The sequence below is a fragment of the Streptomyces longisporoflavus genome (assembly GCF_014649775.1).
GTDB classification, from domain to species: domain Bacteria; phylum Actinomycetota; class Actinomycetes; order Streptomycetales; family Streptomycetaceae; genus Streptomyces; species Streptomyces longisporoflavus.
Genome location: NZ_BMTR01000007.1, coordinates 272,657 through 294,839 on the forward strand (window position 1 = coordinate 272,657; position 22,183 = coordinate 294,839).

Consider the following 22,183-nt stretch of genomic DNA (forward strand, 5'->3'; position numbering starts at 1 on the left):
AGAGCAGAGCTCGCCCCGGGGGTCGCCGAAAGAGGAGGTCAGGACCGCGAAAAGGTCATGAGGAAGCGACGCACGCGCCAGGGGCGGGCGTCAGCAACAGTGAATGTCGGACACGCAGAGCGCGGTCACGCCGAAGAGCGCCAGCTCAAGGGCTGCGCGCGAGGAGGCGTGACGAGGCGACATGCGGAGAAATATGAACGAACTTGCGGCGGATGTCAAAGCTGCCGATCGGAAAACGACCACATGCTGGTCGCTTCCGTCTCAACTGCCGGGATCATCTCGCGGGTCCAACACCCGGGGGTCAACGCGCGGGTTCGCCTCCCGGGATCAACTCACGGCGTCAACTCTTGGGAAACGCCCAGGGGTTGGCCTTGCACTTGATCCCGTCGTGGTCGAGGAACTTCGTCTGCTGCTGCATGACGGGCGCGAGCTGGCCGTCCTTCGTGCAGTCCGTGTGATTGAAACCGAGCCGGTGACCGACCTCGTGATTGATCAGCATCTGCCGGTACGGATAGATGCGGTCGCCGTACGTCTCGGCGCCCTGCGCCCACCGATAGGCGTTGATCATGACGCGGTCGGTGGCCGCGGAGTCACAGGAGACGTTCTGCTCAAGGGTGTCGAGCCCGGATTTCGCGCACCACTTCCCGGTCGTCCCCGGACTCGCGAGCGTGATGACGAAGTCGGGCTGCCCCGAGGAGATGCGCTCGAAGGTCCGGCCGCCGCCGTGCGCCCAGCTCCGGTCGTCGTTCAGGGTCTTCTGCACGGCCGAGGCGAACAGCTCGCCGTCCAGGCCCATGCCCTTCTCGACGTCGACGCGGTAGCGGAACTTCTGCCCCTTGCCGGGCGCCTTGTCGAACCCGGCCATCGCCTCGAAGTCGCCGGACGCGGTGAGCTTGGCGTCCAGCGGATACTTCTTCGCCATCTTCGTCTCGTACGTCGCCGGGGCGGACTCCGGAGGCGTGGGCCGGTCGTCCGAGCGGGACGCGTCCTCACCCGCGGCGCGCGGGTCCTGGCCCTTCGCGACCTGTGTCCGGGGGACGGAGTCCGCCGACCCGCCGGTCACCTGGCCGGCCACGACGACCGCGAGGACGGTGGTGACGGCAGCGGCGGCGATCCCGGCGTAGGTGCGGCCCTTGCCGCCGCCCTTGCCGTCCTCGTCCGCGTTCTCGTCCTCGTCGTACGTGATGCCGCCGGGACCGTCGGACCCGTCGGCGGCTGACCAGAGCTCTCCGTGCGCTTCCTCGTCCTCGTCGACCGCGCGGTCCCAGTCGGTGACGGAGGCGTACGGATCGCGGGGCGGGGGGCCTGTCGCGGTGGCGGGGCCGGCGGTCGTACCGGTCGCGAAGAGGTCGTCCTCGTCGAACTCGTCGCCGAACGCGTCCACGTACTCACGGCGGGGCCCCGGCATGCGGGGCGGCGCGGTCCGCGCACCCGGCACTCCGTAGACGGCGCCCGAACGCGGCCCGGACCCCCATCCCCCGCCCGGCTCACGCTGCTCGGGGTGCCCGCCACGGACGTGCGGCGAGCCGTGCGGAGGGGTGGCCTGCGGGGTGCCGCGGGGCGGGGTGGCCTGCGGCACGCCTCGCGGAGGCGTCGCCTGCGGGACTCCGTGCGGAGGCGTCGCCTGCGGGATGCCGTGCGCGGGCGTGCCGGGGTCCCCCGGAGCACGCCTGCGGCGTCCCGTGCCGGGACCCGGCGGGCGTGCGCCCTGCGCTGACGTTATGCCGGTGGTGTCCGTACTGCCCGTGCTGCCCGTGCTGCCCGTGTTGTCTGCGAGGTCGGTCGAACCCCGGCGGCTATGACGTCCCACTCGCCGCCTCAGCTCCCTGCGTCTGACTGATCCGACTGACCGGATGCCTGCAATTCGTCCGTGTCCGCGAGTAGTTCGCGGAACGCAGTGGCCACCGTATCCGGATACTCCATCATCGCCACATGCCCGGCGTCCGGCAGGGTGAGCAGACGCGAGTCACGGAACGCCGTGGCGGCCCTGCGGGCCATGCGGAACGAGACGAGCAGGTCCCGGCCGCCGTAGATCAGCAGCGTCGGCGCGAGCACCCGCTCGGCCTGCCGCCACAGTCCGTGCTGGCCGCCCAGCGTGTACGCGTTCACGATGCCGCGCGCCGAGCGGGCCATCGCGTCCCACATGTACGGAAGGTTGAGCCTGCGCTCCATCTCCCGCACCGCCGCGCTGTACCCCTCGGGCGAGACCCGGCCCGGATCGCCGTAGCAGAGCGCCATGACGCCGCTGACCCGCTGCTCGGCCGTCCAGTCCTTGGTGAGCCGGGTGAACAGGCTCGCCACGCCGGGCACCGCGAGGAGCCCGGTCGGCAGTGCCGTGCGCTGCACCCGGAGCTCCGGGAGCGCGGGCGAGACCAGGGTGAGGGTGCGGACCAGGTCGGGGCGGACGGCGGCCACCCGGGTGGCGATCGCGCCGCCCAGCGAGTTGGCGATCAGATGCACGGGCCCGTCGCCGCGCGCGTCCAGATAACGGATGACCGCGCGCGCGTGGCCCGTGACCGAATAGTTGCCGTCGTCCGGCGGCGGCGAGTCCCCGAACCCCGGCAGATCGATCGCCGCGCAGTCGACGACGTCCTCCAGCAGCGGCATCAGGGCCGACCAGTTCTGCGAGGAGCCGCCGAGCCCGTGCACGAACAGCGCGGGCGGCAGCCCCTCGCGCACCGAAGGCCTGGAACGCACCGAGAGCGTGAGCCCCGGCAGGGTGACCGAGTCGAGCCGCTCGCCCGCCGCGACCGCCACGGCACCCGGCTTGGGCGCGACGGATGCGGCGATCACATGCGGCAGATCGGTCGAAGACATGCGGCAATGTTACGAGACGATCACGCGGTGGCTCATGTGTTCGCCGTCACAGATCCAGCCGATGTCACGGGGAGGCCGCACCAAGCCGTACCAAGCGTCACGGGGAGGCCGCGCCAAGCCCGTACCAAGCCCGTACCAAGCCCGTACAGAGATCGCGTAGCGCCCGGTCCGGCACTCTCCTAGGCTCGTAGAAGAGAGGCACGGAGGGACGGCGGCCAAAAGGGACGGCAACAGGGAGATAGAAGCGAGCGAACAGGGCACTCGCACCACTAGTCACCACTAGTAATCCGTCCGCCAGGCCGCCGGGGAAGAGAGCCACGATGACCGTTGACCCGCCCATTGACCCGTCCATCGACCCGTCGGACCCCGAGACCTTCGAGGCCGGGGAGACCCCCGGCATCGCCGATCAGAGCACCGAGGCACCGGAGGCCGATGCCGCGGAGCAGCAGACCGATCTCGCGCCGCGCGAGGACGACTCCTTGCGGTACGCGGACACGGACGCGGCCAACGAGGCCGACCTCGCCGAGCAGGCCCGCGTCGTCAGCCTCGACGAGGACGACTACCGCTGAGACGACTACCGCTGAGCTGCCCGTGTTTGCCCTGCTACGCACGGCTTTCTCGGCTATCCAGTCCGTGAAATTCTCAGCTCGTACCGCGCACATCAGGGTTACCGAAAAGTACGATGGCCGCGCGGCGCACACCGCACATTCACGATCATGGGAGGCGGCGTGACAGCCATCGAGCAGACAGAGGCAGCGCGCCCGCGGGGCACACGCCTGCCGCGTCGTGCCCGACGCAATCAGTTGCTGGGCGCGGCGCAGGAGGTCTTCGTCGCGCAGGGGTACCACGCGGCGGCGATGGACGACATCGCCGAGCGTGCCGGAGTCAGCAAGCCGGTGCTGTACCAGCACTTCCCCGGCAAGCTCGACCTGTACCTCGCCCTGCTCGACCAGCACTGCGAATCACTGCTGCAGTCCGTCCGTACGGCGCTCGCGTCCACGTCGGACAACAAGCTGCGGGTGGCGGCCACGATGGACGCCTACTTCGCGTACGTGGAGGACGAGGGCGGCGCTTTCCGTCTGGTCTTCGAGTCGGACCTGACGAACGAGGCCGCGGTCCGCGAGCGCGTTGACCGGGTGACGCTCCAGTGCGCGGAGGCGATCTGCGAGGTCATCGCCGAGGACACGGGGCTGCCCCGTGACGAGGCGATGCTGCTCGCCGTGGGCCTCGGCGGCTATTCGCAGGTGGTCGCACGGTACTGGCTGGCCAGCGGCAGCACGGTCCCGCGCGAGAAGGCGGTGGAACTGCTCACCTCGCTGGCCTGGCGCGGCATCGCGGGCTTCCCGCTGCACGGCACGGAAGGCCACTGACCCGGATTCGTCGACCGGGCATTCTGTTCCCGATCTCTGTTCGCTACCGGCGTGCAGCGGCGGAAGCATACGCATCGCCTCACCGGGCTAATGTGTGCTGAGTACGGCGCGGACGGCCGCGCACATCACTGACCGTCGGAGGGACAAAGCCGTGGAGGTCAAGATCGGCGTGCAGTACGCGCCCCGCGAGATCGTGCTGGAGAGCGGCCAGAGTGCCGAGGAAGTCGAGCACGCGGTGTCCGAGGCGCTGTCCGGCAAGTCGCCGCTGCTGAGCCTCGTGGACGAGCACGGCCGCAAGGTCCTGGTTCCGGCCGACCGCCTCGCGTATGTCGAGCTCGGCGAGCCGACCGCGCGCAAGGTGGGCTTCAGCGCCCTGTAGTCAGGGGCGCCGCACGCAGGACGAACAACGGGAACGGCCCGGTGGTCATGGACCACCGGGCCGTTCCCGTGTATTGCCGCGCGGTCTGCGGAGGAATCCGTGCGGCCCGCGGAGGAATCCGCGCGGCCCGCGGAGGCCCTGGAGGATTGCGTTCCGGCCGCCGGGGGTACTACCGGCTACGACCGTTTTGCACCTGGCCGCGAGGGAGGGACACCCTGTGATTCTGGAAGCACTCGGCTCTGCACTGCTCGGATTCGCCCTGGCGTGGGCCGCCGCCCACCGGCTGGCCCACCGGCTCCCCGCACGCAGCTTGGTCCTGTCGACCGGCGCCGCGGGCGGCGTGATCGGCTCCATCGTCACCCACATGGCCCTCGGCGCAGGCCACACCCTCGGCACCCTGGCAGGCGCGGTAGCAGTGGCAGCAGCCCTGCTCTCCCTCCTGCTCCGCCCCACCGGCACCCGAGTACGCCGTCGCTCAGCGACGGCGTAGCCCGGGCCTTACGGGCCCCGTCAGGGGCGCGGGGAACTGCGCGACAAGCCACAACGCGCCCGCGGAGAGAAACGCACCCCCACCCGCCCCCTGGAGCCCCGCGACTACGCGGCGAGACCCAACGCAGCCATCCGCTTCGTGTGCGCCTCGGTGATCCGGGAGAACATCCGCCCGACCTCGGCAAGGTCGAACCCATCGGCAACGCCCCCGACCAGCATGGTCGACAGGGCGTCCCGGTCGGCGACCACCCGCTGCGACTGCGAAAGCGCCTCCCCCATCAAGCGCCGAGCCCACAGCGCGAGCCGCCCGCCCACCCGCGGGTCCGCCTCGATCGCGGCGCGTACCTTCTCCACGGCGAAACTCGCGTGCCCCGTGTCGTCGAGCACCCCGAGGACGAGACGCCGGGTGTCACCGTCGAGCCGCGCCGCCACCTCGCGGTAGAAGTCACTGGCGATCGAGTCACCCACGTACGCCTTGACCAGGCCCTCCAGCCAGTCAGACGGCGCCGTCTGACGGTGGAAACCGTCGAGCGCGGCGACGAACGGCTCCATCGCCTCGGTCGCGTCCGCGCCGATCGCCGAAAGCCGGTCCCGCAACTGCTCGAAGTGATGGAATTCCGCGGACGCCATCTTCGCCAGCTCCGCCTTGTCGCCGAGCGTCGGCGCAAGCTTCGCGTCCTCCGCGAGCCGCTCGAACGCCGCGAGTTCTCCGTAGGCCAGCGCCCCGAGCAGATCCACGACGGCGGCGCGGTAATGCGGCTCGTCGGCAGCGGTCTTCCAGTCCAGGGCGGCGATTCCGGTGGGTTCGGCGGGTGTGTCAGCGGCGGTGTCAGGCGTCTCCATGAACCGCACAATAGCCCGCGCGCGGCAACGTGTAAGGGCCTGGTCAGTGACTGTGACAACGACTACGTGACCAATTCGCCAGACACGGCTGCGAGATTCCGGGGTACAGTGGTAATGCGCCCGCCGAATATTCGTCGGGCCGTACGAATGAGGATGCCCGGTCGGAGGCCCGATCGGCTCCGACCCGACAGCCCTCCAGGCGGCCCGCACAGTGCGGACGGCACGAGGAGGGAACCTCAGCGGTACGAGCGCTCGAGCGCAGGCAGTGGTCCCGCGCCCCCGGCCCAGCCCCCAGGCAGCCGGCGGTAGTGGCACGGTCACGACCCCCAGCGTTCGCCTCGGGCCGCGTCTCACAGAAGAGGCAATGCTCTGACTACGACTTTTCGCGATCTCGGGATTCTCGCCGAGACGGCCGAGGCCCTTGAGGCCGTCGGCATCACCAGTCCTTTCCCCATCCAAGAGATGACGCTCCCCGTGGCGCTCTCCGGGACCGACGTCATCGGCCAGGCCAAGACAGGCACCGGCAAGACGCTCGGCTTCGGACTCCCGCTCCTTGAGCGCGTCACCGTCCCCGCGGACGTCGAGGCGGGCCGGGCCAAGCCCGAGCAGCTGACCGACGCCCCGCAGGCGCTCATCGTCGTCCCCACGCGTGAGCTCTGCCAGCAGGTCACGAACGACCTCCTGACCGCCGGCAAGGCCCGTAACGTCCGCGTCCTCGCCATATACGGCGGCCGTGCGTACGAGCCGCAGGTCGAGGCCCTCAAGAAGGGCATCGACATCGTCGTCGGCACGCCGGGTCGTCTCCTCGACCTCGCGGGCCAGAAGAAGCTCAACCTCAAGCACATCAAGTGCCTCGTCCTCGACGAGGCCGACGAGATGCTCGACCTGGGCTTCCTGCCCGACGTCGAGCGGATCATCAACATGCTGCCGCCCAAGCGCCAGACGATGCTGTTCTCGGCGACCATGCCGGGCGCGGTCATCGGCCTGGCCCGTCGCTACATGTCGCAGCCCACGCACATCCGCGCCACCGCGCCGGACGACGAGGGCCAGACCGTCGCGAACACCAAGCAGCACGTGTACCGCGCGCACAACATGGACAAGCCCGAGATGGTCTCGCGCATCCTGCAGGCCGAGGGCCGCGGACTCGCCATGATCTTCTGCCGTACGAAGCGGACCGCCGCCGACATCGCCGAGCAGCTCGAGAAGCGCGGTTTCGCCGCGGGCGCCGTGCACGGCGACCTCGGGCAGGGCGCGCGCGAGCAGGCGCTGCGCGCGTTCCGCAACGGCAAGGTGGACGTGCTCGTCTGCACGGACGTCGCCGCTCGCGGCATCGACGTCGGCGGCGTCACGCACGTCATCAACTACCAGTCCCCCGAGGACGAGAAGACGTACCTGCACCGCATCGGCCGTACGGGCCGCGCGGGTGCCAAGGGCATCGCGATCACGCTGGTCGACTGGGACGACATCCCGCGCTGGCAGCTGATCAACAAGGCGCTGGACCTCGGCCTCAGCGACCCGGTCGAGACGTACTCGAGCTCTCCGCACCTGTACGAGGAGCTGGACATCCCGGCGGGCACGAAGGGCGTGCTGCCCCGCGCCGAGCGGACCCGCGCCGGGCTCCGCGCCGAGGAGGTCGAAGACCTCGGCGAGACCGGCGGCAAGGGCGGCTCCCGCGGACGGGACCGCGACCGTGGCGGCCGTGGCCGTGACGGCGGGCGTGACGGTGGACGTGACCGTGACCGCGGGCACGCCTCCGAGCCGGAGCGCGAGCCGCGTGAGGCGCGTACGCCGCGCCGTCGCCGCCGCACGCGTTCCGGTGCGCCGCTGGAGACGCCGTCTACGGCAGCCGCGCCGGTGGCCGAGGCCGCTCCGACGGCAGCCCTCGCGGCTCCCGCAGCCCCCGCAGCAGAGCCGACGGAGCCGCGCACGCCGCGTCGCCGTCGCCGGACGAGGGGCGGCTCGGAGGCGGCGGAGGCCGCTGTCGACACGGTGAACCCGGTGAACCCGGTGAACACAGTCGAGGCCGAGGCCGTGGAGACGACCCCCGCACCCGTCGAGGCGCCGGCCACCAAGCCGCGCCGCCGTACGCGCAAGGCAGCGGAAGCCGCGGAGGCCGCGGTCGACACGGCTGAGGCCGTGGAGAGCACCGAGGTGGAGGCCCCGGCAGCCAAGCCGCGCCGCCGTACCCGCAAGGCAGCCGAGGCCGCGGTCGACACGGCCGAGGCCGTGGAGAGCACCGAGGCGGACGCCCCGGCCACCAAGCCGCGCCGCCGTACCCGCAAGGCAGCCGAGGCCGCGGTCGACACGGCCGAGGCCGTGGAGAGCACCGAGGCAGAGGCCCCGGCCACCAAGCCGCGCCGCCGCACGCGCAAGGCAGCGGAAGCCGTGGTCGACACGGCCGAGGCCGAGGTACCCGCCACGAAGCCGCGCCGCACCCGTAAGGCCGCGGAGCCGGTCGTCGAGGCAGCCGAGGCAGCCGAGACCGACGCCCCGGCGGCCAAGCCGCGCCGTCGCACCCGCAAGGCGGCCGAGCCGGTCGTCGAGACGGCGGAGACCGTCGACGCCGACGCTCCTGCCGAGAAGCCTCGCCGCAGGACGCGGAAGGCCGCCGAGACCGCCGAGGCTGTCGTCGACACGGTCGAGGCCGTGGACACCGAGGCTCCCGCCGCCAAGCCGCGTCGCCGTACGCGCAAGACGGCCGAGGCCGAGATCCCCGCTCAGCCGACGGAGGAGACCAAGCCCCGCCGCCGTACGCGCAAGGCGGCGGAGACTCCGGCGGTCGCCGAGGAGGAGCCCACGGTGACCAAGCCTCGCCGCAGGGCCCGCAAGGCGGTGGCTGCGCCGGCAGAGGAGAGCTGAACGCTCCGCTGAGCCAGGACGTCGGAAGGCCCGGCCCCCCTACGGGGGAGCCGGGCCTTCCGCATCGCCTCTCGCGGCGCTCCCCGCTCGCCGGGTGCCCCGCAGCGCCGGGAAGGTTGGTCGGCTGTCCGAGCGCTCGGTGTCAGCTGTCCCGCGCTGACGCGCGGATGTCTCCCACCCACCCACCCGTTACTCCGCAGCCACAACGTGACCGGGCAGACTGGCCCGTTCCGCTACCCGCCCCCACCCTGCCGCTCAGGACTCGGGGCAAACGGGTGGGTGGGCGGGGAGCATCCGGCGCGCAGCGCCGGGCCACGCCACGCCAAGCCCCACCGAGACCCCCAACACGCCCCCGGCGAGACCCCGTCCCCCTCCGCCGATAGCCTCAAAGGCATGAGCAGGCCTCCGACCTTCACCCCGCCCCCCGGCGTCGACGCCCTGAGCCTGAGGACCGTGCGCGGCGACTTCGCCGCCCTGGATGCCCGCCCGGCTGGCGAGGCCAAGGGCACTGTCCTGCTGCTCCCCGGTTTCACCGGCAGCAAGGAGGACTTCATCGCGCTGCTCGTGCCCATCGCGGCTGCCGGGTATCGAGCGGTGGCCGTCGACGGCCGCGGCCAGTACGAGAGCCAAGGGCCCGAAAGGGATGAATCCCCTTACTCTCAGGCCGAGTTGGCCCTGGACGTACTCGCTCAAGCCGACGCCCTCACTCAAGCCGACGCAGACACCGGCACAGGCACAGGCACAGGCACAGGCACAGGCACAAACGCATTCACCAGCCCGCCCCCACACCTCCTCGGCCACTCCCTAGGAGGCCAGATCGCCCGCGCCGCCGCCCTCCGCGCCCCTGCGGGGACCTTCGCCTCGCTCACCCTCATGGCATCGGGCCCCGCCGCCATCTCGCCCCCGCAGCAGGCCCGCGCCAAGATGCTGACCGACGCGCTGGCCGTCATGACGATGGCCGAGGCCTGGGCCGCCATCCAGGCCTCCGATCCGCCCGAGGACACCGACGTCGACGGTGACGCCCTGCGCGAGCGCTGGCTCCGGCACAGCCCCGCCCAGCTCATCGCCACCGGCAAACAACTCTGCGTCGAGCCGGACCGCGTCACGGAACTCGCCGCCCTCCCCCTGCGCAAGCACGTCATCTCCGGCGAGCGCGACGACACCTGGCCCGTCCCCTGGCTCGACGACATGGCGGACAGGCTCCGCGCCCACCGCACGGTCATCACCGGCGCCGAGCACTCCCCCAACACCGACCGCCCGGCTCAGACCGCCGCCGCTCTCATCGCCTTCTGGGACGCCGACACCTAAGCCCAAGCCCGAGCGCGAGCGCGAGCCGACACCGAAGCCCGCTAATACTGCGTCCGCAGATGCTCCCAGAAGCCGTCCCGCAGCGCCCGCCGCAGGTCGGACTGGCCCCGCAACGAGTACGCGAGCAGCTTCTCGGCCTCCACCAGGAGTTCCTGGTCCACCGACCCCGGCAGATACGGATGGCCCGGCAGCAGATCCACCAGCGCCTCGCGCCCCCGCGCGCCCAGCCACTTCGCGGCGACCTGCGCGCCCACGAACCGCACGTCCTCGCGCGCGGGCCGCGGGGTGCCTGCGGTCTCGTACGACATCGCGGCGGTGCGCCGGGACACGTACGGCTTGAAGAAGTCGAGGTCGAACGTGCGCTGGCTGTCGACCTCCCACAGCAGCGGCTCCGCCTGGTTGCGGCCGTCGGAGGCCTCGATGCCCCACAGATGGACCCGCGCGCCGTACCCCTGCGCGGCCTCCACCGCCGAGACCAGGTCCTCGTCGCCGCCGACCAGCGCCGCGTCGCTGATCGCGCGGTGCCGGGCGAGTGATTCCAGATCCGTCCGGATGAGGGAATCCACGCCCTTCTGCTGGTTGTTCGCGTTGAGGTTGCCGAGGCGCACCTTGACGTCGGGCAGCTCGGCGATGGACTGCTGCTCCACCGTGTGGATGCGGCGCCGCGCGCCGTCGTACCAGTAGACGCGCAGCAGCCGGCTGTCCGCGAAGAGCGTGCGCGCCTTGTCGATGAACGCCTCGATCAGCCCCTCCGCGTCCAGGTCGAAGGCCCGCCGGTCCTCCGTGCCCACCGCGAGCCGCCCCGCCGCCGCGTACACGTACCCGGCGTCGACGAAGATCGCGTGCGTGGACGGAGTCCTCGCCACCTCGGCGAGCACCCGCTCGAGGAGTCCGTTGGCGCGCTCCAGCTGGGCGCTGATCTCGATCTCGTCGTTCATCGGCTCCATTGTCCCGTCGGTCACACAGCGAACACAACCGATCTCGCTACTCACGAGTAATTAGTCTGTCGAAAAATTTATTTAGCGTAGGGAATGTTTGCTGGGGGCAACTCGTTGTACCCGTATGGAACGCCGGACACAGTTGTCCCGGCGGCCACACACCAGTAGTTCTCCTTCAGGAGGATGACCAGACGAAGGGAGAAGCCTTATGCGCTTCGAAATCATGCGACTCGACGACGTCGACGGCGCTGCCGTGGACCGGACCGTCGTAGACGCCGCCTCCGTCAATCGGATCGTGCAGCAGGCCGCAGCGATCGGCCAGCGCATCTATATCCGCCCGGCCGAATCCCCGGCCTCGTAACGCAGATGTTGCATATATAGGTAGCAAGTTGCACATATAGGTTGCACGCACAGGTTGAAGGGCCCCCGTACCAAAGGTGTACGGGGGCCCTTGGCATGCCGGGGTCCGGTCGCAAGCCGCCCCGGCCGAGGCCCTGGCTAGCCGCCGTTGATCACCTGCGTCACGCCGTTGATGATCTGCTGCACCGCGATCGCGGAGAGCATCATGCCCGCGAGCCGTGTCACCAGGACCACGCCGCCGTCCTTGATGACCCTGATGATCAGCAGGGAGTAGCGCATCACGAGCCACAGCACGACGTGCATCGCCACGATCGCCGACCACACGGAGATCTGCGTGCCGAGGCTGTCGGCGTCCTGGACCGCCAGGATGACGGAGACGATCGCGCCGGGCCCCGCGAGCAGCGGCATGCCGAGCGGCACCAGGGCGACATTGACGTCCTTGGTCTGCGTCGGCTCGTCCGATTTGCCGGTGAGCAGGTCGAGCGCGATGAGCAGGAGCAGCAGTCCGCCCGCGATCATCAGGGCGGGTACGGAGACATGCAGGTAGTCGAGGATCTGGTGGCCCAGGATCCCGAAGACCGCGATCACGCCGAAGGCGACGCACACGGCCTGGAAGGCCATCTTCTTCTGCACCTTGGCGGGGCGGCCGGAGGTGAGTCCGAGGAAGATCGGGGTGATCCCAGGGGGATCCATGATGACAAAAAGGGTGAGAAAGAGGGATCCGAAGACGGCGACGTCGAACACAGTGATGGCCTTGCGGTGAAGTGAGTCGTACGAAAGAGCCGCGCGTGGGCGGCGGAGAAGGTGAAGGCGGGGCCGCGTTGCGCGGCGGGGTCACGCGCCGGCGCGTCCGCCCGCGCCCGGTACCGGGAACGCCCCGGTCGCGCGCCGCGTGATCTCCCCGTAGATCTCGGGGTCGGTGGTGAACTCACCGAGCACGCAGGTCTTGCGGCTGCCGTGGTAGTCGCTCGACCCCGTGGCAAGCAGGCCGAGGTCCTCGGCGAGGCCGTGCAGCCGGGTGCGGGTGGCCGGGTCGTGGTCCATGTGGTCGGCCTCGATGCCGTCGAGACCGGCGGCGGCCAGCGCCGCTATCGCGGACTCCGGCACCACCTGGCCGCGCTTGACGGCGGCCGGGTGCGCGAAGACGGTGACGCCGCCCGCCGCCTTGACCAGGCGGATCGCGTCGAAAGGGTCCAGTTCGTGCTTCTCGGCGTACGCCCGGCCGCCGTCGCCGAGCCAGTCGGGCGTGAAGGCGTCCGAGACGGTGGGCACGACGCCGAGCTCCACCAGGGCCTCGGCGATGTGCGGGCGACCGACCGAGCCGTCGCCCGCGATACGCGCGACCTGCTCCCAGGTGACCGGGACGCCGAGCTCGCGGAGCTTGCCGATCATCGCCTTGGCGCGGGGTACCCGGTCGTCGCGCACGAGTTCGCGCTCACGGGCGAGTTCCGGCTCGTCGGGGTCGAAGAGATACGCCAGCATGTGCAGGCCCACGCCGTCGAGGCGGCAGGAGAGCTCGGCGCCGGTGACGAGGGTGAGACCCCGGTCGAGTCCCGCGAGAGCGGCGACGGCTTCCGCGTACCCGCGAGTGGTGTCGTGGTCCGTGAGCGCGACGACGTCGAGTCCGGCGGCGGCGGCGTTGCGCACGAGCTGCGCCGGGGTGTCCGTCCCGTCGGAAGCGGTGGAGTGGGTGTGCAGATCGATGCGCACGACGCGGACTCCAGGCTCTGACGGGCGGGCGGGGGACGGGAGAAGACGAGAGACGAGACGCGACGAGGGGGCGACGACGGGACGCTCAAGGATAACGGGAGTCGAACACTCCGCCGCCCGCCACAGGGGAGATCCCCCTCACGGCGCCCCCGCTCCCGCCTCGGGGCGCCACATGCCTCACGGCGACAGAATCCGCGGCGAGAGCGCCCCGCACGGCAGCAGATCCGTCTCGGCCCCGGCGTCCCGCAGATCGGTGAGCACCAGTTCGTCGTACATCAGGAGTCCCGACTGCTCCGGCCACGCGACCGCCCACAGCCACAGGCCGCGCGCCTCGCCCGCGAAGACCGCGCGGTCGTCCGGCGTTCCCGCCACATGCCACATCGGGGTCGGCCTGCCCGCCGCGAGCAGCTTGGCCTGCGGCGGCTGCTCGACGTTCAGATAGGGGCCGGGGTCCGGGCCGTCGATGCCCGCATAGCGCGCGCCGAGCCCGACGCCGAGCTCCTCCGCGACGAGCACCAGCTCACCGATGCCGCCGAGCGGCGCGGGCCCCGAGCAGGCCACGGCGGTCGCACGGCCGCCGCTGCGGTCGTCGCCCGCGCAGGCCACGCCCGTGAACAGCCAGCCGACCGGCAGCGGCCAGGGCATCCACACCGGCACCTGCGCGCGGTGGACCACCACTTGGAGTGCCTCGACGCTCGGCGGGATCACAGGCTGCAGCGGATGCACCGTCCCGTGCACGTCGCACTGCCAGGAGTCGGCAAAGAGACCGGGAGCCCTGACCCGGCCACCACACTTCGGGCAACTGGGTTCGCCCCTCATAACGACCAACGGTCCTCCCCGGTCGTCCCCCCGTCAAGGACGATCACCCGTCCGGTGGCCCTGTCACCAGGGGAAACTAGATGTAACTTGCACCTTTTAGGTTGGCTAACTAATATGTGTATACGTCAATGATCTCGACGTGAGCCGCTAAGGAGCAGGCATGAACAGCAGCACAGGAGGGCCCGCCGAAGGGGACCCACTGGACAAGGGAGCGACGAGCCTGCTGCGGCAGCCGAAGGCCGTCTGGGCCACCGCCGGCGCGTCCGTCGTCGCCTTCATGGGCATCGGGCTCGTCGACCCGATCCTCCCCTCCATCGCCAAGGGCCTCGACGCCTCGGCCAGCCAGGTGTCCCTGCTCTTCACCTCGTACTTCCTGATCACCGCCGTGGCGATGCTGGTGACCGGGTTCGTCTCCAGCCGGATCGGCGGCAAGAAGACCCTGCTCCTCGGGCTCGCGCTCGTCGTGGTCTTCGCGGGGCTCGCCGGCACCTCGGGGTCGGTCGGCGAACTCGTCGGGTTCCGCGCGGGATGGGGCCTCGGCAACGCGCTCTTCGTGTCGACGGCCCTCGCGGTCATCGTCGGCGCGGCGGCCGGCGGCAGCGCCGCGGCGATCCTGCTGTACGAGTCGGCGCTCGGCCTCGGCATGGCGTGCGGGCCGCTGCTCGGCGCGGTCCTCGGCAACGCGAGCTGGCGCTACCCGTTCTTCGGTACGGCGGTCCTGATGGCGGTCGGCTTCCTGTGCATCACGGCGTTCCTGAAGGAACAGCCGAAGCCCGCGCAAAAGACCTCGCTGCTCGCCCCGATCAAGGCCCTCGGGCACGGCGGGCTCGCGTCGGCCGCAGCCTCCGCGTTCTTCTACAACTACACGTTCTTCACGGTCCTGGCCTTCACGCCGTTCGTGCTGGACATGACCCCGTACAAGTCGGGTGCGATCTTCTTCGCCTGGGGTCTGCTGCTCGCCGTCTTCTCGGTGCTTGTGGCGCCGAAGCTACAGGCCAGGCTGGGCTCCCTGAAGGTGCTCGGCGGTTCGCTCGTGCTGCTCGCGGCGGACGTCCTCGTGCTCGGGTACGGCAACCACGCGACGGCCATCGTCTGCACGATCCTGTCCGGCGCCTTCATCGGCGTGAACAACACCGTCTACACCGAGCTGGCGCTCGGCGTGTCGGACGCGCCGCGCCCGGTGGCGAGCGCCGGTTACAACTTCGTCCGGTGGTTCGCCGCCGCCGCCGCGCCGTTCTTCGCGCCGAAGATCGAGGAGTGGAGCAACATCCACATCCCGTTCGTGGTCGCGGCCGTCACCGCGGTCATCGGCGCGGTCGTGGTCTGGGCCCGCAAGGACGCCCTCACCCACGAAGCCGAGGAGCTCGAACCGAAGCACGCGACGGAGGACGGCGTCACCGTCTTCGCCAACTGATTCTTCCCGTAAGGGACTTCAGTCCAGGGAAACGGACTTGCGCAGCGGATCGCGCAGGTCCGTTCCGCTGTTCAGCCAGCGCTCCTGGAGGGCCTGCGCGCCGTGCACCCGCTTCCACGCGCCCTCGTTCGGCGTCATGGGCAGCAGCGGCAGGAACCGTACGGGCTCCATGGGTTCGTCGAGCTCCAGGTCCTCCACCAGACCGCCCGGCTCCGCGACGAGGACCGAGGTGAACTGGGCGCCGGGCCACAGCGGTTCACCCACGTCGAGCGAGGCGCCGGGGGTCACGATCAGGCCCTCGACCTGCGGCGAAGCCGCCAGTACGGCGAGCGGGCGCAGCACCTTGTCCGTGTCGGCGACGCCGCCGCGGACGGAGAGGATCAGCTCGGCTCGCGGGCCCTTGACCGGGTCGGCCAAAACCGCGGTCGGGTCGGCCATCGCCTTGGCCGACATCCCGAGGGTGGCGTATCTGACCACGTCCCCGTCCGTGAAGCGCAGCACCTCGACGCGGTCGGTGCCGAGGAAGGTCACCGCGGCGCGGGCGTCCGGTTCACCGAGGCCGCTACGGAGGCGGGCCTCGACCAGAGCAAGAACATCAGCCATCCCGCGAGCATAGAACTCGTCAGTGGCGGGCAAAGACGGGGCTTGACACTTCAGTCGGCTGATAGTGTTGGCAGCTGGTTCCGGGCAGCACGCAGAGCGCGCTCTCAAGCCCGGGCAGATGACTTCGCGCGCGCTACGCGCTTGGGACTTCCCCTACGGGGGACCGGCCGGAGGAGGTGGGGCTGCCATGGATCGAAGTCGACCGTGCAGTACCACCCGTTCTTCCGTCTGACACCTCACGCAGCCCTGTAGCTGCCACTGTGCGTCGGTACTCCCCGTGCTTGCGTGCGACGGAAGAGCACTTCGTTTCCACCTGATCTCTCTGAGTTCTCTGAATCTGAGTCAGTAGCGAAGCTGCCACCGCGATGGTGCGGTGCTCCCCGCTTTGTGGACGTGCCAAACATCCTCAGCAGGACGTCCCCATTCCGGGTAGTTCCAACCGTCGCCGGCGGCCTCCGTCAAAGGAGCCTGCCCATGTCGATGATCCGTGACCTTCGCGCCGCCGTACGTCCCTCGCTCCGCAAGGACGGCAGCGCCTACAGCTCGTACGACACCACCCGTGACCCCACCGCCGCCTCCGCCGTCGTCGACTGCGCGGTCTACCGCGACGGGCGGCGCGCGGCCTGCGACGACACGCTGACGCCGCACGAGGCGATGCTCCAGGTGCGCCGCGAGGGCGGCTTCGCCTGGATCGGCCTGCACGAGCCGACCGAGGCCGAGTTCTCCGGTATCGCCGCCGAGTTCGGGCTGCACCCCCTGGCCGTGGAGGACGCGGTGCACGCGCACCAGCGGCCCAAGCTGGAGCGCTACGACGACACGCTCTTCACCGTCTTCAAGACCATCCACTACGTCGAGCACGCCGAACTCACCGCCACCAGCGAGATCGTCGAGACCGGCGAGGTGATGTGCTTCACCGGGCGGGACTTCTTCATCACGGTGCGGCACGGCGGCCACGGCTCGCTGCGCGGCCTGCGGCGCCGGCTCCAGGAGGAGCCCGAGCTCCTCGCCAAGGGGCCGTCCGCCGTCCTGCACACCATCGCCGACCACGTCGTCGACGGTTATCTCGCGGTGGCCGACGCCATGCAGGACGACATCGACGAGGTCGAGACCGAGGTGTTCTCCGCCCCGAGCAAGGGCAAGGGCTCCGCGCGCGGTGTCGACGCCGGGCGGATCTACCAGCTCAAGCGGGAGGTCCTGGAGTTCAAGCGGGCCGTCTCGCCGCTGCTTCGGCCCATGCTGCTGCTGAGCGAGCGGCCGATGCGCCTGGTCGACCCGGACATCCAGAAGTACTTCCGTGACGTCGCCGACCACCTGGCCCGCGTCCAGGAGCAGGTCGTCGGCTTCGACGAACTGCTCAACTCGATCCTCCAGGCCAACCTCGCGCAGGCCGCGGTCGCGCAGAACGAGGACATGCGCAAGATCACCTCCTGGGCGGCGATCATCGCCGTGCCGACGGCGGTCTGCGGGGTCTACGGCATGAACTTCGACCACATGCCGGAACTGCACTGGCGATTCGGCTACCCGATGGTGCTCGGTCTCATCGCCGGAGCCTGCTACACCATCCACCGCACCCTGAAGCGCAACGGCTGGCTCTAGGCGTACGGTGCGGGCGGCTCGATAGGCTGCGCGCATGACAGAAACGCTGCTCGCCCGGGCCCTCGTCGAGGAGGCCACCAAGAAGTCGGGCCTCATCTGGGTGCGCGGCGACGAACCGGCGCGCGCGCTGTGGCACGTATGGCACGAGGGCGCGGCGCACCTCGTGGGCGACGGTCCCGGCGAGCAGCCGCTGCCGGGTCTCGTCGACGGCGCCACCGCCGAAGTGACCGTACGCAGCAAGGACAAGGGCGGCCGTCTCATCGCCTGGACGGCGCGCGTGACGGAGCTCGCGCCGCGCTCCGAGGCGTGGGAGGCGGCCGTCGCCGAGCTCAAGGGCAAGCGTCTGAACGCACCCGACGGCGAGCGGATGCCGCAGCGCTGGGCCGACGAGTGCCGGGTCCTCAGGCTCACCCCGCAGGACATCAGCACCGAGCTGCCCGACGGGTCCCTCGCGGCTGCGCCTTTGCCGACCCCGGCGACCACCCGGCAGCCGGTGCCGGAAGGGCTGCCCCGGCTGTTGTTCAAGCGCAAGAAGCGGCGCGGCTAGCGCGTCCGCGCGCCCCCGGGTCCTCAGGCACGCAGGCCCTCAGCCACGCAGACCCTCGGGAGCGGGGCAGCTCAGGACTGGGGCAGCTCAGGACTGGGGCAGCTGTTCGCCGTAGTCCACCATCTCGTCCTTCTCCGGCTCACTGAGTGTGAAGTCCCTGCCCCAGTCGCTGAGCCGGAGCGTGCCCGCGTCGCCCGCGCGCTCCAGGCGCAGCGGGTAGGGCTTGCCCTTGAGGGAGACGTCCAGGGTGCCGCCCGCGCCCTCGTCGCCGTTGATCTCGATGCTCGGTTTGCCGTCCGTCGTGCCGCGGTCCCCGACGGCGAGCTTGCCGTGCAGGGCGAGCATGCCCGCCAGGAGGTCGTCCTTGTCCGTGAAGCCGCTCAGCTGCCGGTAGGCCGCGTCCTCCTCGGGGACCTTCACGTACTTGCCGTCGAGCTTGGCCGCGGCCTGGTCGTCCGCCGTGCCGGGCTTCTCGCCGTCCTTGGCCTCCTCGTGGGTCCAGAAGGCGGAGTCGGCCTTGAGGAAGAGGTGCTTGCCGACGCGAAGCAGCTGGAAGGTCTCGCCCTTCGAGGTGACAGACCCGGTGCCGCCCTCGTCCTTCAGGCGCATGTCGAGCTTGTACGTATGGCCCTTGCTGACCAGATTGCCGGAGAGGCGCACCGCGGACGCGGCGTCGGCGGCGGCGCGGGTCTTGCTCTGGATCTTCGCGGCGGAGAGCTTGCCCATGCCGTTCGTGCCCGCGTCCGGGTCCTCCTCGCTGCTGCACCCGGTGAGACCGGTGACCGCCACCACGAGACCCGCGCACATCGCGCTCACGAGTGCTGTCCTGCGGATGCGGCGGACCGGGTAAATCGCTGACACAGGGGGCGCTGCCTCTCGTGGGGACGACGGCTACGGCTACGGCAGTACGGCAGCGTACCCGTGCTGACTAGCTGCTTCGGCGTCAGTCCGGCCGGACGCACCGCCGGGGCGTATCCGACCGGGACGGGCTAGCCTGAAGCCCGCATTACGGGACAGAGCGGCATAGAAGCTATGAGCAAGGGAGGCGTGTGTGATGGCGGCGAGCGCCACCCGGGTCTTCGTCTCGCATCTGGCAGGTACCGCGGTCTTCGACCCGAACGGCGACCAGGTCGGCCGCGTGCGCGACCTGGTCGCGACGCTCCGGGTGCAGCGCAGGCCGCCCCGGCTCCTCGGCCTGGTCGTCGAGCTGTCCACGCGGCGCCGCATCTTCCTGCCCATGACCCGCGTGACCGGCATCGAGACGGGCCAGGTCATCACCACCGGCGTACTGAACGTGCGCCGTTTCGAGCAGCGGCCCACCGAGCGGCTCGTGCTCGGCGAGATGCTCGACCGGCGGGTCAGGCTCGTCGAGACGGGCGAGGAGGTGACCGTCCTGGACGTGGCGGTGCAGCAGCTGCCGGCCCGGCGCGACTGGGAGATCGACCGGGTCTTCGTGCGCAAGGGGAAGCCGGGTGCCTTCCGGCGCAAGGGGGAGACGCTCACCGTCGAGTGGTCGGCCGTCGACGGATTCGCCGTGGAGGAACACGGTCAGGGCGCCGAGAGCCTGCTCGCCACCTTCGAGCAGCTGCGCCCCGCCGACCTCGCCAACGTCCTGCACCACCTCACGCCGAAACGGCGGGCCGAGGTGGCTGCCGCGCTCGACGACGACCGGCTCGCCGACGTGCTCGAAGAGCTCCCCGAGGACGACCAGATCGAGATCCTCGGCAAGCTCAAGGAGGAGCGCGCAGCGGACGTCCTGGAGGCGATGGACCCGGACGACGCCGCCGACCTGCTCGCCGAGCTGCCCGAGGACGACAAGGAACGGCTGCTCACCCTGATGCAGCCGGACGACGCCGCCGACGTACGGCGCCTGATGGCGTACGAGGAGCGCACCGCGGGCGGTCTGATGACGACCGAGCCGATCGTGCTGCGGCCCGACGCGACGATCGCGGACGCGCTCGCGCGGGTGCGCCAGCAGGACCTCTCCCCCGCGCTCGCCGCGCAGGTCTACGTGTGCCGTCCGCCGGACGAGACGCCGACGGGCAAGTATCTGGGCACCGTGCACTTCCAGCGGCTCCTGCGCGATCCGCCGTACACGCTGGTCAGCTCGGTCCTCGACGACGATCTGCAGCCCCTCGCCCCGGAGACCGCGCTGCCGCAGGTCGCCGGGTTCTTCGCCACGTACGACATGGTGGCGGCCCCCGTCGTCGACGAGGGCGGCTCGCTGCTCGGCGCGGTCACGGTCGACGACGTGCTCGACCACATGCTGCCGGACGACTGGCGCGAGACGGAATTCCTCCACGAGGAGGTTCCGCGTGCCGCCGGCTGACCGCGAGCGGGACGCCCGCGTCGAGCAGCGGCCCGCGCCCCGCTTCCGGCTCGACCAGCCGCGGCCGCCGCGCCGCAGGCTCCTGCCGGAGTACGACCCCGAGGCGTTCGGGCGGCTCTCGGAGCGGATCGCGCGGTTTCTGGGCACCGGGCGCTTCATCGTCTGGATGACGGTCACCATCACCGTCTGGGTCGTCTGGAACGTCACGGTCCCCGACCCCCTGCGCTTCGACCCGTTCCCCTTCCTGTTCCTGACCCTGGCGCTGTCCTTGCAGGCGTCCTACGCGGCGCCCCTGATCCTGCTCGCGCAGAACCGGCAGGACGACCGGGACCGGGTCAACCTCGAACAGGACCGCAAGCAGAACGAACGCGCGATCGCGGACACCGAGTACCTGAGCCGCGAGATCGCCTCGCTGCGCATGGGGCTCGGCGAGGTCGCCACCCGCGACTGGATCCGTTCCGAACTCCAGGACCTGGTCAGGGAGCTGGAGGAGCAGCGGAAGGGGAGCCGCGTCGTATTCCCCGCCGAGGAGAGCGGCGGGCGTGATGTAGGCGACCGTTGACGGCTCTTTCCGACGCGGGGTTACCGCGCCGTACTATCGGTTGTATGGCTACGGAAGACGCGGTGCGTGAAGCACTGGCGACGGTGAACGACCCCGAGATCCATCGACCCATCACCGAGTTGGGGATGGTCAAATCGGTAGATATCTCCCCTGATGGGGTGGTAGCGGTCACCGTGTACCTCACGGTCTCCGGGTGCCCGATGCGCGAGACCATCACGAAGAACGTGACCGACGCGGTCGCCGCCGTCGAAGGCGTCACGCGCGTCGACGTCACGCTCGACGTGATGAGCGACGAGCAGCGCAAGGAGCTGGCGAGCGCGCTGCGCGGCGGCACCGCCGAGCGCGAGGTCCCCTTCGCCAAGCCCGGCTCGCTCACCCGTGTCTACGCCGTCGCGTCCGGCAAGGGCGGCGTCGGCAAGTCCTCGGTGACGGTGAACCTCGCGGCCGCGATGGCGGCGGACGGCCTGAAGGTCGGCGTCGTGGACGCGGACATCTACGGCCACTCCGTCCCCCGGATGCTGGGCGCGGACGGCAAGCCGACCCAGGTCGAGGACATGATCATGCCGCCGTCGGCGAACGGCGTGAAGGTCATCTCGATCGGCATGTTCACGCCGGGCAACGCCCCCGTCGTATGGCGCGGCCCGATGCTCCACCGCGCCCTCCAGCAGTTCCTCGCGGACGTCTTCTGGGGCGACCTCGACGTCCTGCTCCTCGACCTGCCGCCGGGCACCGGCGACATCGCGATCTCCGTGGCCCAGCTGGTCCCGAACGCCGAGATCCTCGTCGTCACGACGCCCCAGCAGGCCGCGGCCGAGGTCGCCGAGCGCGCGGGCTCCATCGCGGTGCAGACCCACCAGAAGATCGTCGGCGTCGTCGAGAACATGGCCGGTCTGCCCTGCCCGCACTGCGGCGAGATGGTCGACGTCTTCGGCACGGGCGGCGGCCAGCGCGTCGCCGAGGGCCTCACGAAGACGACGGGCGCCAACGTCCCGGTCCTCGGCTCCATCCCGATCGACGTCCGGCTGCGCGAGGGCGGCGACGAGGGCAAGCCGGTCGTCCTGACGGACCCCGACTCCCCGGCCGGCTCGGCGCTGCGCACCATCGCGGGCAAGCTGGGCGGCCGTCAGCGCGGCCTCGCGGGCATGACCCTGGGGATCACCCCGCGCAACAAGTTCTGAGGCCTTCCACGGGCCTTTGCCGTACGCCGATGGGGGCGCCGCTCGTCATGAGCGGCGCCCCC

23 protein-coding genes are annotated in these 22,183 nt (G+C 70.6%); 13 read left to right on the forward strand and 10 right to left on the reverse strand.

Annotation, left to right across the window (positions count from 1 at the left end):
• Positions 1 to 90 precede the first annotated feature (90 nt).
• The 3 genes from IE226_RS45235 to IE226_RS17000 form a co-directional block, all read right to left on the reverse strand.
• Positions 91 to 183: an Ms4533A family Cys-rich leader peptide gene (locus IE226_RS45235; RefSeq protein WP_344520500.1), complete on the reverse strand. Its 93-nt coding sequence runs from the start codon at positions 181 to 183 to the stop codon at positions 91 to 93.
• A 157-nt stretch (positions 184 to 340) separates the two neighbouring features.
• On the reverse strand, positions 341 to 1,810 hold the full coding sequence (locus IE226_RS16995; RefSeq protein ID WP_190082071.1) for a DUF3152 domain-containing protein: 1,470 nt from the start codon (positions 1,808 to 1,810) through the stop codon (positions 341 to 343).
• A gap of 8 nt (positions 1,811 to 1,818) precedes the next feature.
• Complete coding sequence (locus tag IE226_RS17000) at positions 1,819 to 2,817, reverse strand: alpha/beta fold hydrolase (protein ID WP_190082072.1); 999 nt, start codon at positions 2,815 to 2,817, stop codon at positions 1,819 to 1,821.
• A 320-nt stretch (positions 2,818 to 3,137) separates the two neighbouring features.
• Between IE226_RS17000 and IE226_RS17005 the strand changes: the two genes are divergently transcribed.
• From IE226_RS17005 to IE226_RS17020, 4 genes are all read left to right on the forward strand, one after another.
• Positions 3,138 to 3,386 carry an Rv3202a family protein gene (locus tag IE226_RS17005; protein WP_190082073.1) on the forward strand — a complete coding sequence of 83 codons (249 nt, stop codon included), beginning with the start codon at positions 3,138 to 3,140 and terminating at the stop codon, positions 3,384 to 3,386.
• A gap of 159 nt (positions 3,387 to 3,545) precedes the next feature.
• Positions 3,546 to 4,187, forward strand: coding sequence for a TetR/AcrR family transcriptional regulator (locus tag IE226_RS17010; RefSeq protein ID WP_190082074.1), 642 nt, complete (start codon positions 3,546 to 3,548; stop codon positions 4,185 to 4,187).
• Positions 4,188 to 4,338: 151 nt separating this feature from the next.
• Positions 4,339 to 4,566 carry a DUF3107 domain-containing protein gene (locus tag IE226_RS17015; protein WP_190082075.1) on the forward strand — a complete coding sequence of 76 codons (228 nt, stop codon included), beginning with the start codon at positions 4,339 to 4,341 and terminating at the stop codon, positions 4,564 to 4,566.
• A 217-nt stretch (positions 4,567 to 4,783) separates the two neighbouring features.
• Positions 4,784 to 5,056 (forward strand): hypothetical protein, encoded by a 273-nt coding sequence (locus IE226_RS17020; protein ID WP_190082076.1) that lies wholly within the window; start codon positions 4,784 to 4,786, stop codon positions 5,054 to 5,056.
• A 104-nt stretch (positions 5,057 to 5,160) separates the two neighbouring features.
• Here the strand turns inward: IE226_RS17020 and IE226_RS17025 are convergent, their stop codons facing one another.
• Positions 5,161 to 5,898: a ferritin-like fold-containing protein gene (locus IE226_RS17025; RefSeq protein WP_190082077.1), complete on the reverse strand. Its 738-nt coding sequence runs from the start codon at positions 5,896 to 5,898 to the stop codon at positions 5,161 to 5,163.
• Positions 5,899 to 6,360: 462 nt separating this feature from the next.
• Here IE226_RS17025 and IE226_RS17030 point away from each other — a divergent pair, with 462 nt between their 5' ends.
• Positions 6,361 to 8,757: a DEAD/DEAH box helicase gene (locus IE226_RS17030; protein WP_229871097.1), complete on the forward strand. Its 2,397-nt coding sequence runs from the start codon at positions 6,361 to 6,363 to the stop codon at positions 8,755 to 8,757.
• Positions 8,758 to 9,150: 393 nt separating this feature from the next.
• Positions 9,151 to 10,065 (forward strand): alpha/beta fold hydrolase, encoded by a 915-nt coding sequence (locus tag IE226_RS17035; protein ID WP_190082078.1) that lies wholly within the window; start codon positions 9,151 to 9,153, stop codon positions 10,063 to 10,065.
• A gap of 41 nt (positions 10,066 to 10,106) precedes the next feature.
• On the opposite strand, the gene IE226_RS17040 is transcribed toward IE226_RS17035, so the two are convergent.
• Positions 10,107 to 11,012: an NYN domain-containing protein gene (locus IE226_RS17040; protein ID WP_373306980.1), complete on the reverse strand. Its 906-nt coding sequence runs from the start codon at positions 11,010 to 11,012 to the stop codon at positions 10,107 to 10,109.
• A gap of 199 nt (positions 11,013 to 11,211) precedes the next feature.
• Here IE226_RS17040 and IE226_RS17045 point away from each other — a divergent pair, with 199 nt between their 5' ends.
• Entirely contained in the window at positions 11,212 to 11,364 is a 153-nt protein-coding gene (locus IE226_RS17045; RefSeq protein WP_167829028.1) for a DUF8834 family protein, read from the forward strand.
• A gap of 137 nt (positions 11,365 to 11,501) precedes the next feature.
• On the opposite strand, the gene IE226_RS17050 is transcribed toward IE226_RS17045, so the two are convergent.
• The 3 genes from IE226_RS17050 to IE226_RS17060 all read right to left on the reverse strand — a co-directional run bounded on the left by IE226_RS17050 (position 11,502) and on the right by IE226_RS17060 (position 13,892).
• Positions 11,502 to 12,107, reverse strand: a complete 606-nt coding sequence (locus IE226_RS17050) for a MarC family protein (protein ID WP_190082080.1) — start codon at positions 12,105 to 12,107, stop codon at positions 11,502 to 11,504.
• A 90-nt stretch (positions 12,108 to 12,197) separates the two neighbouring features.
• Complete coding sequence (locus IE226_RS17055; protein ID WP_190082081.1) at positions 12,198 to 13,073, reverse strand: PHP domain-containing protein; 876 nt, start codon at positions 13,071 to 13,073, stop codon at positions 12,198 to 12,200.
• Positions 13,074 to 13,250: 177 nt separating this feature from the next.
• Entirely contained in the window at positions 13,251 to 13,892 is a 642-nt protein-coding gene (locus tag IE226_RS17060) for a DUF6758 family protein (protein WP_190082082.1), read from the reverse strand.
• A gap of 160 nt (positions 13,893 to 14,052) precedes the next feature.
• On the opposite strand from IE226_RS17060, the gene IE226_RS17065 reads away from it, so the two are divergent.
• Positions 14,053 to 15,306, forward strand: a complete 1,254-nt coding sequence (locus tag IE226_RS17065) for an MFS transporter (RefSeq protein WP_190082083.1) — start codon at positions 14,053 to 14,055, stop codon at positions 15,304 to 15,306.
• An 18-nt stretch (positions 15,307 to 15,324) separates the two neighbouring features.
• On the opposite strand, the gene IE226_RS17070 is transcribed toward IE226_RS17065, so the two are convergent.
• The gene (locus IE226_RS17070; protein ID WP_190082084.1) at positions 15,325 to 15,909 is read right to left on the reverse strand and encodes a suppressor of fused domain protein; all 585 of its coding nucleotides are present in this window, start codon (positions 15,907 to 15,909) and stop codon (positions 15,325 to 15,327) included.
• Positions 15,910 to 16,383: 474 nt separating this feature from the next.
• Between IE226_RS17070 and IE226_RS17075 the strand changes: the two genes are divergently transcribed.
• Positions 16,384 to 17,505, forward strand: a complete 1,122-nt coding sequence (locus IE226_RS17075; protein WP_190082085.1) for a magnesium and cobalt transport protein CorA — start codon at positions 16,384 to 16,386, stop codon at positions 17,503 to 17,505.
• A 34-nt stretch (positions 17,506 to 17,539) separates the two neighbouring features.
• Positions 17,540 to 18,052 carry a hypothetical protein gene (locus IE226_RS17080; protein WP_190082086.1) on the forward strand — a complete coding sequence of 171 codons (513 nt, stop codon included), beginning with the start codon at positions 17,540 to 17,542 and terminating at the stop codon, positions 18,050 to 18,052.
• Between the two features lie 87 nt (positions 18,053 to 18,139).
• Here the strand turns inward: IE226_RS17080 and IE226_RS17085 are convergent, their stop codons facing one another.
• Positions 18,140 to 18,859: a hypothetical protein gene (locus tag IE226_RS17085; RefSeq protein WP_190082195.1), complete on the reverse strand. Its 720-nt coding sequence runs from the start codon at positions 18,857 to 18,859 to the stop codon at positions 18,140 to 18,142.
• A gap of 247 nt (positions 18,860 to 19,106) precedes the next feature.
• On the opposite strand from IE226_RS17085, the gene IE226_RS17090 reads away from it, so the two are divergent.
• Genes IE226_RS17090 through IE226_RS17100 form a run of 3 tightly spaced genes read left to right on the forward strand, consistent with a single transcriptional unit; the run spans position 19,107 to position 22,121 of the window.
• The gene (locus IE226_RS17090) at positions 19,107 to 20,381 is read left to right on the forward strand and encodes a magnesium transporter MgtE N-terminal domain-containing protein (RefSeq protein ID WP_190082087.1); all 1,275 of its coding nucleotides are present in this window, start codon (positions 19,107 to 19,109) and stop codon (positions 20,379 to 20,381) included.
• Positions 20,368 to 20,943 (forward strand): DUF1003 domain-containing protein, encoded by a 576-nt coding sequence (locus IE226_RS17095; protein ID WP_190082088.1) that lies wholly within the window; start codon positions 20,368 to 20,370, stop codon positions 20,941 to 20,943. The genes IE226_RS17090 and IE226_RS17095 overlap by 14 nt, the downstream gene beginning before the upstream one ends.
• 44 nt (positions 20,944 to 20,987) lie before the next feature.
• Positions 20,988 to 22,121, forward strand: a complete 1,134-nt coding sequence (locus IE226_RS17100; protein WP_190082089.1) for an Mrp/NBP35 family ATP-binding protein — start codon at positions 20,988 to 20,990, stop codon at positions 22,119 to 22,121.
• The last annotated feature ends 62 nt before the right edge of the window (positions 22,122 to 22,183 follow it).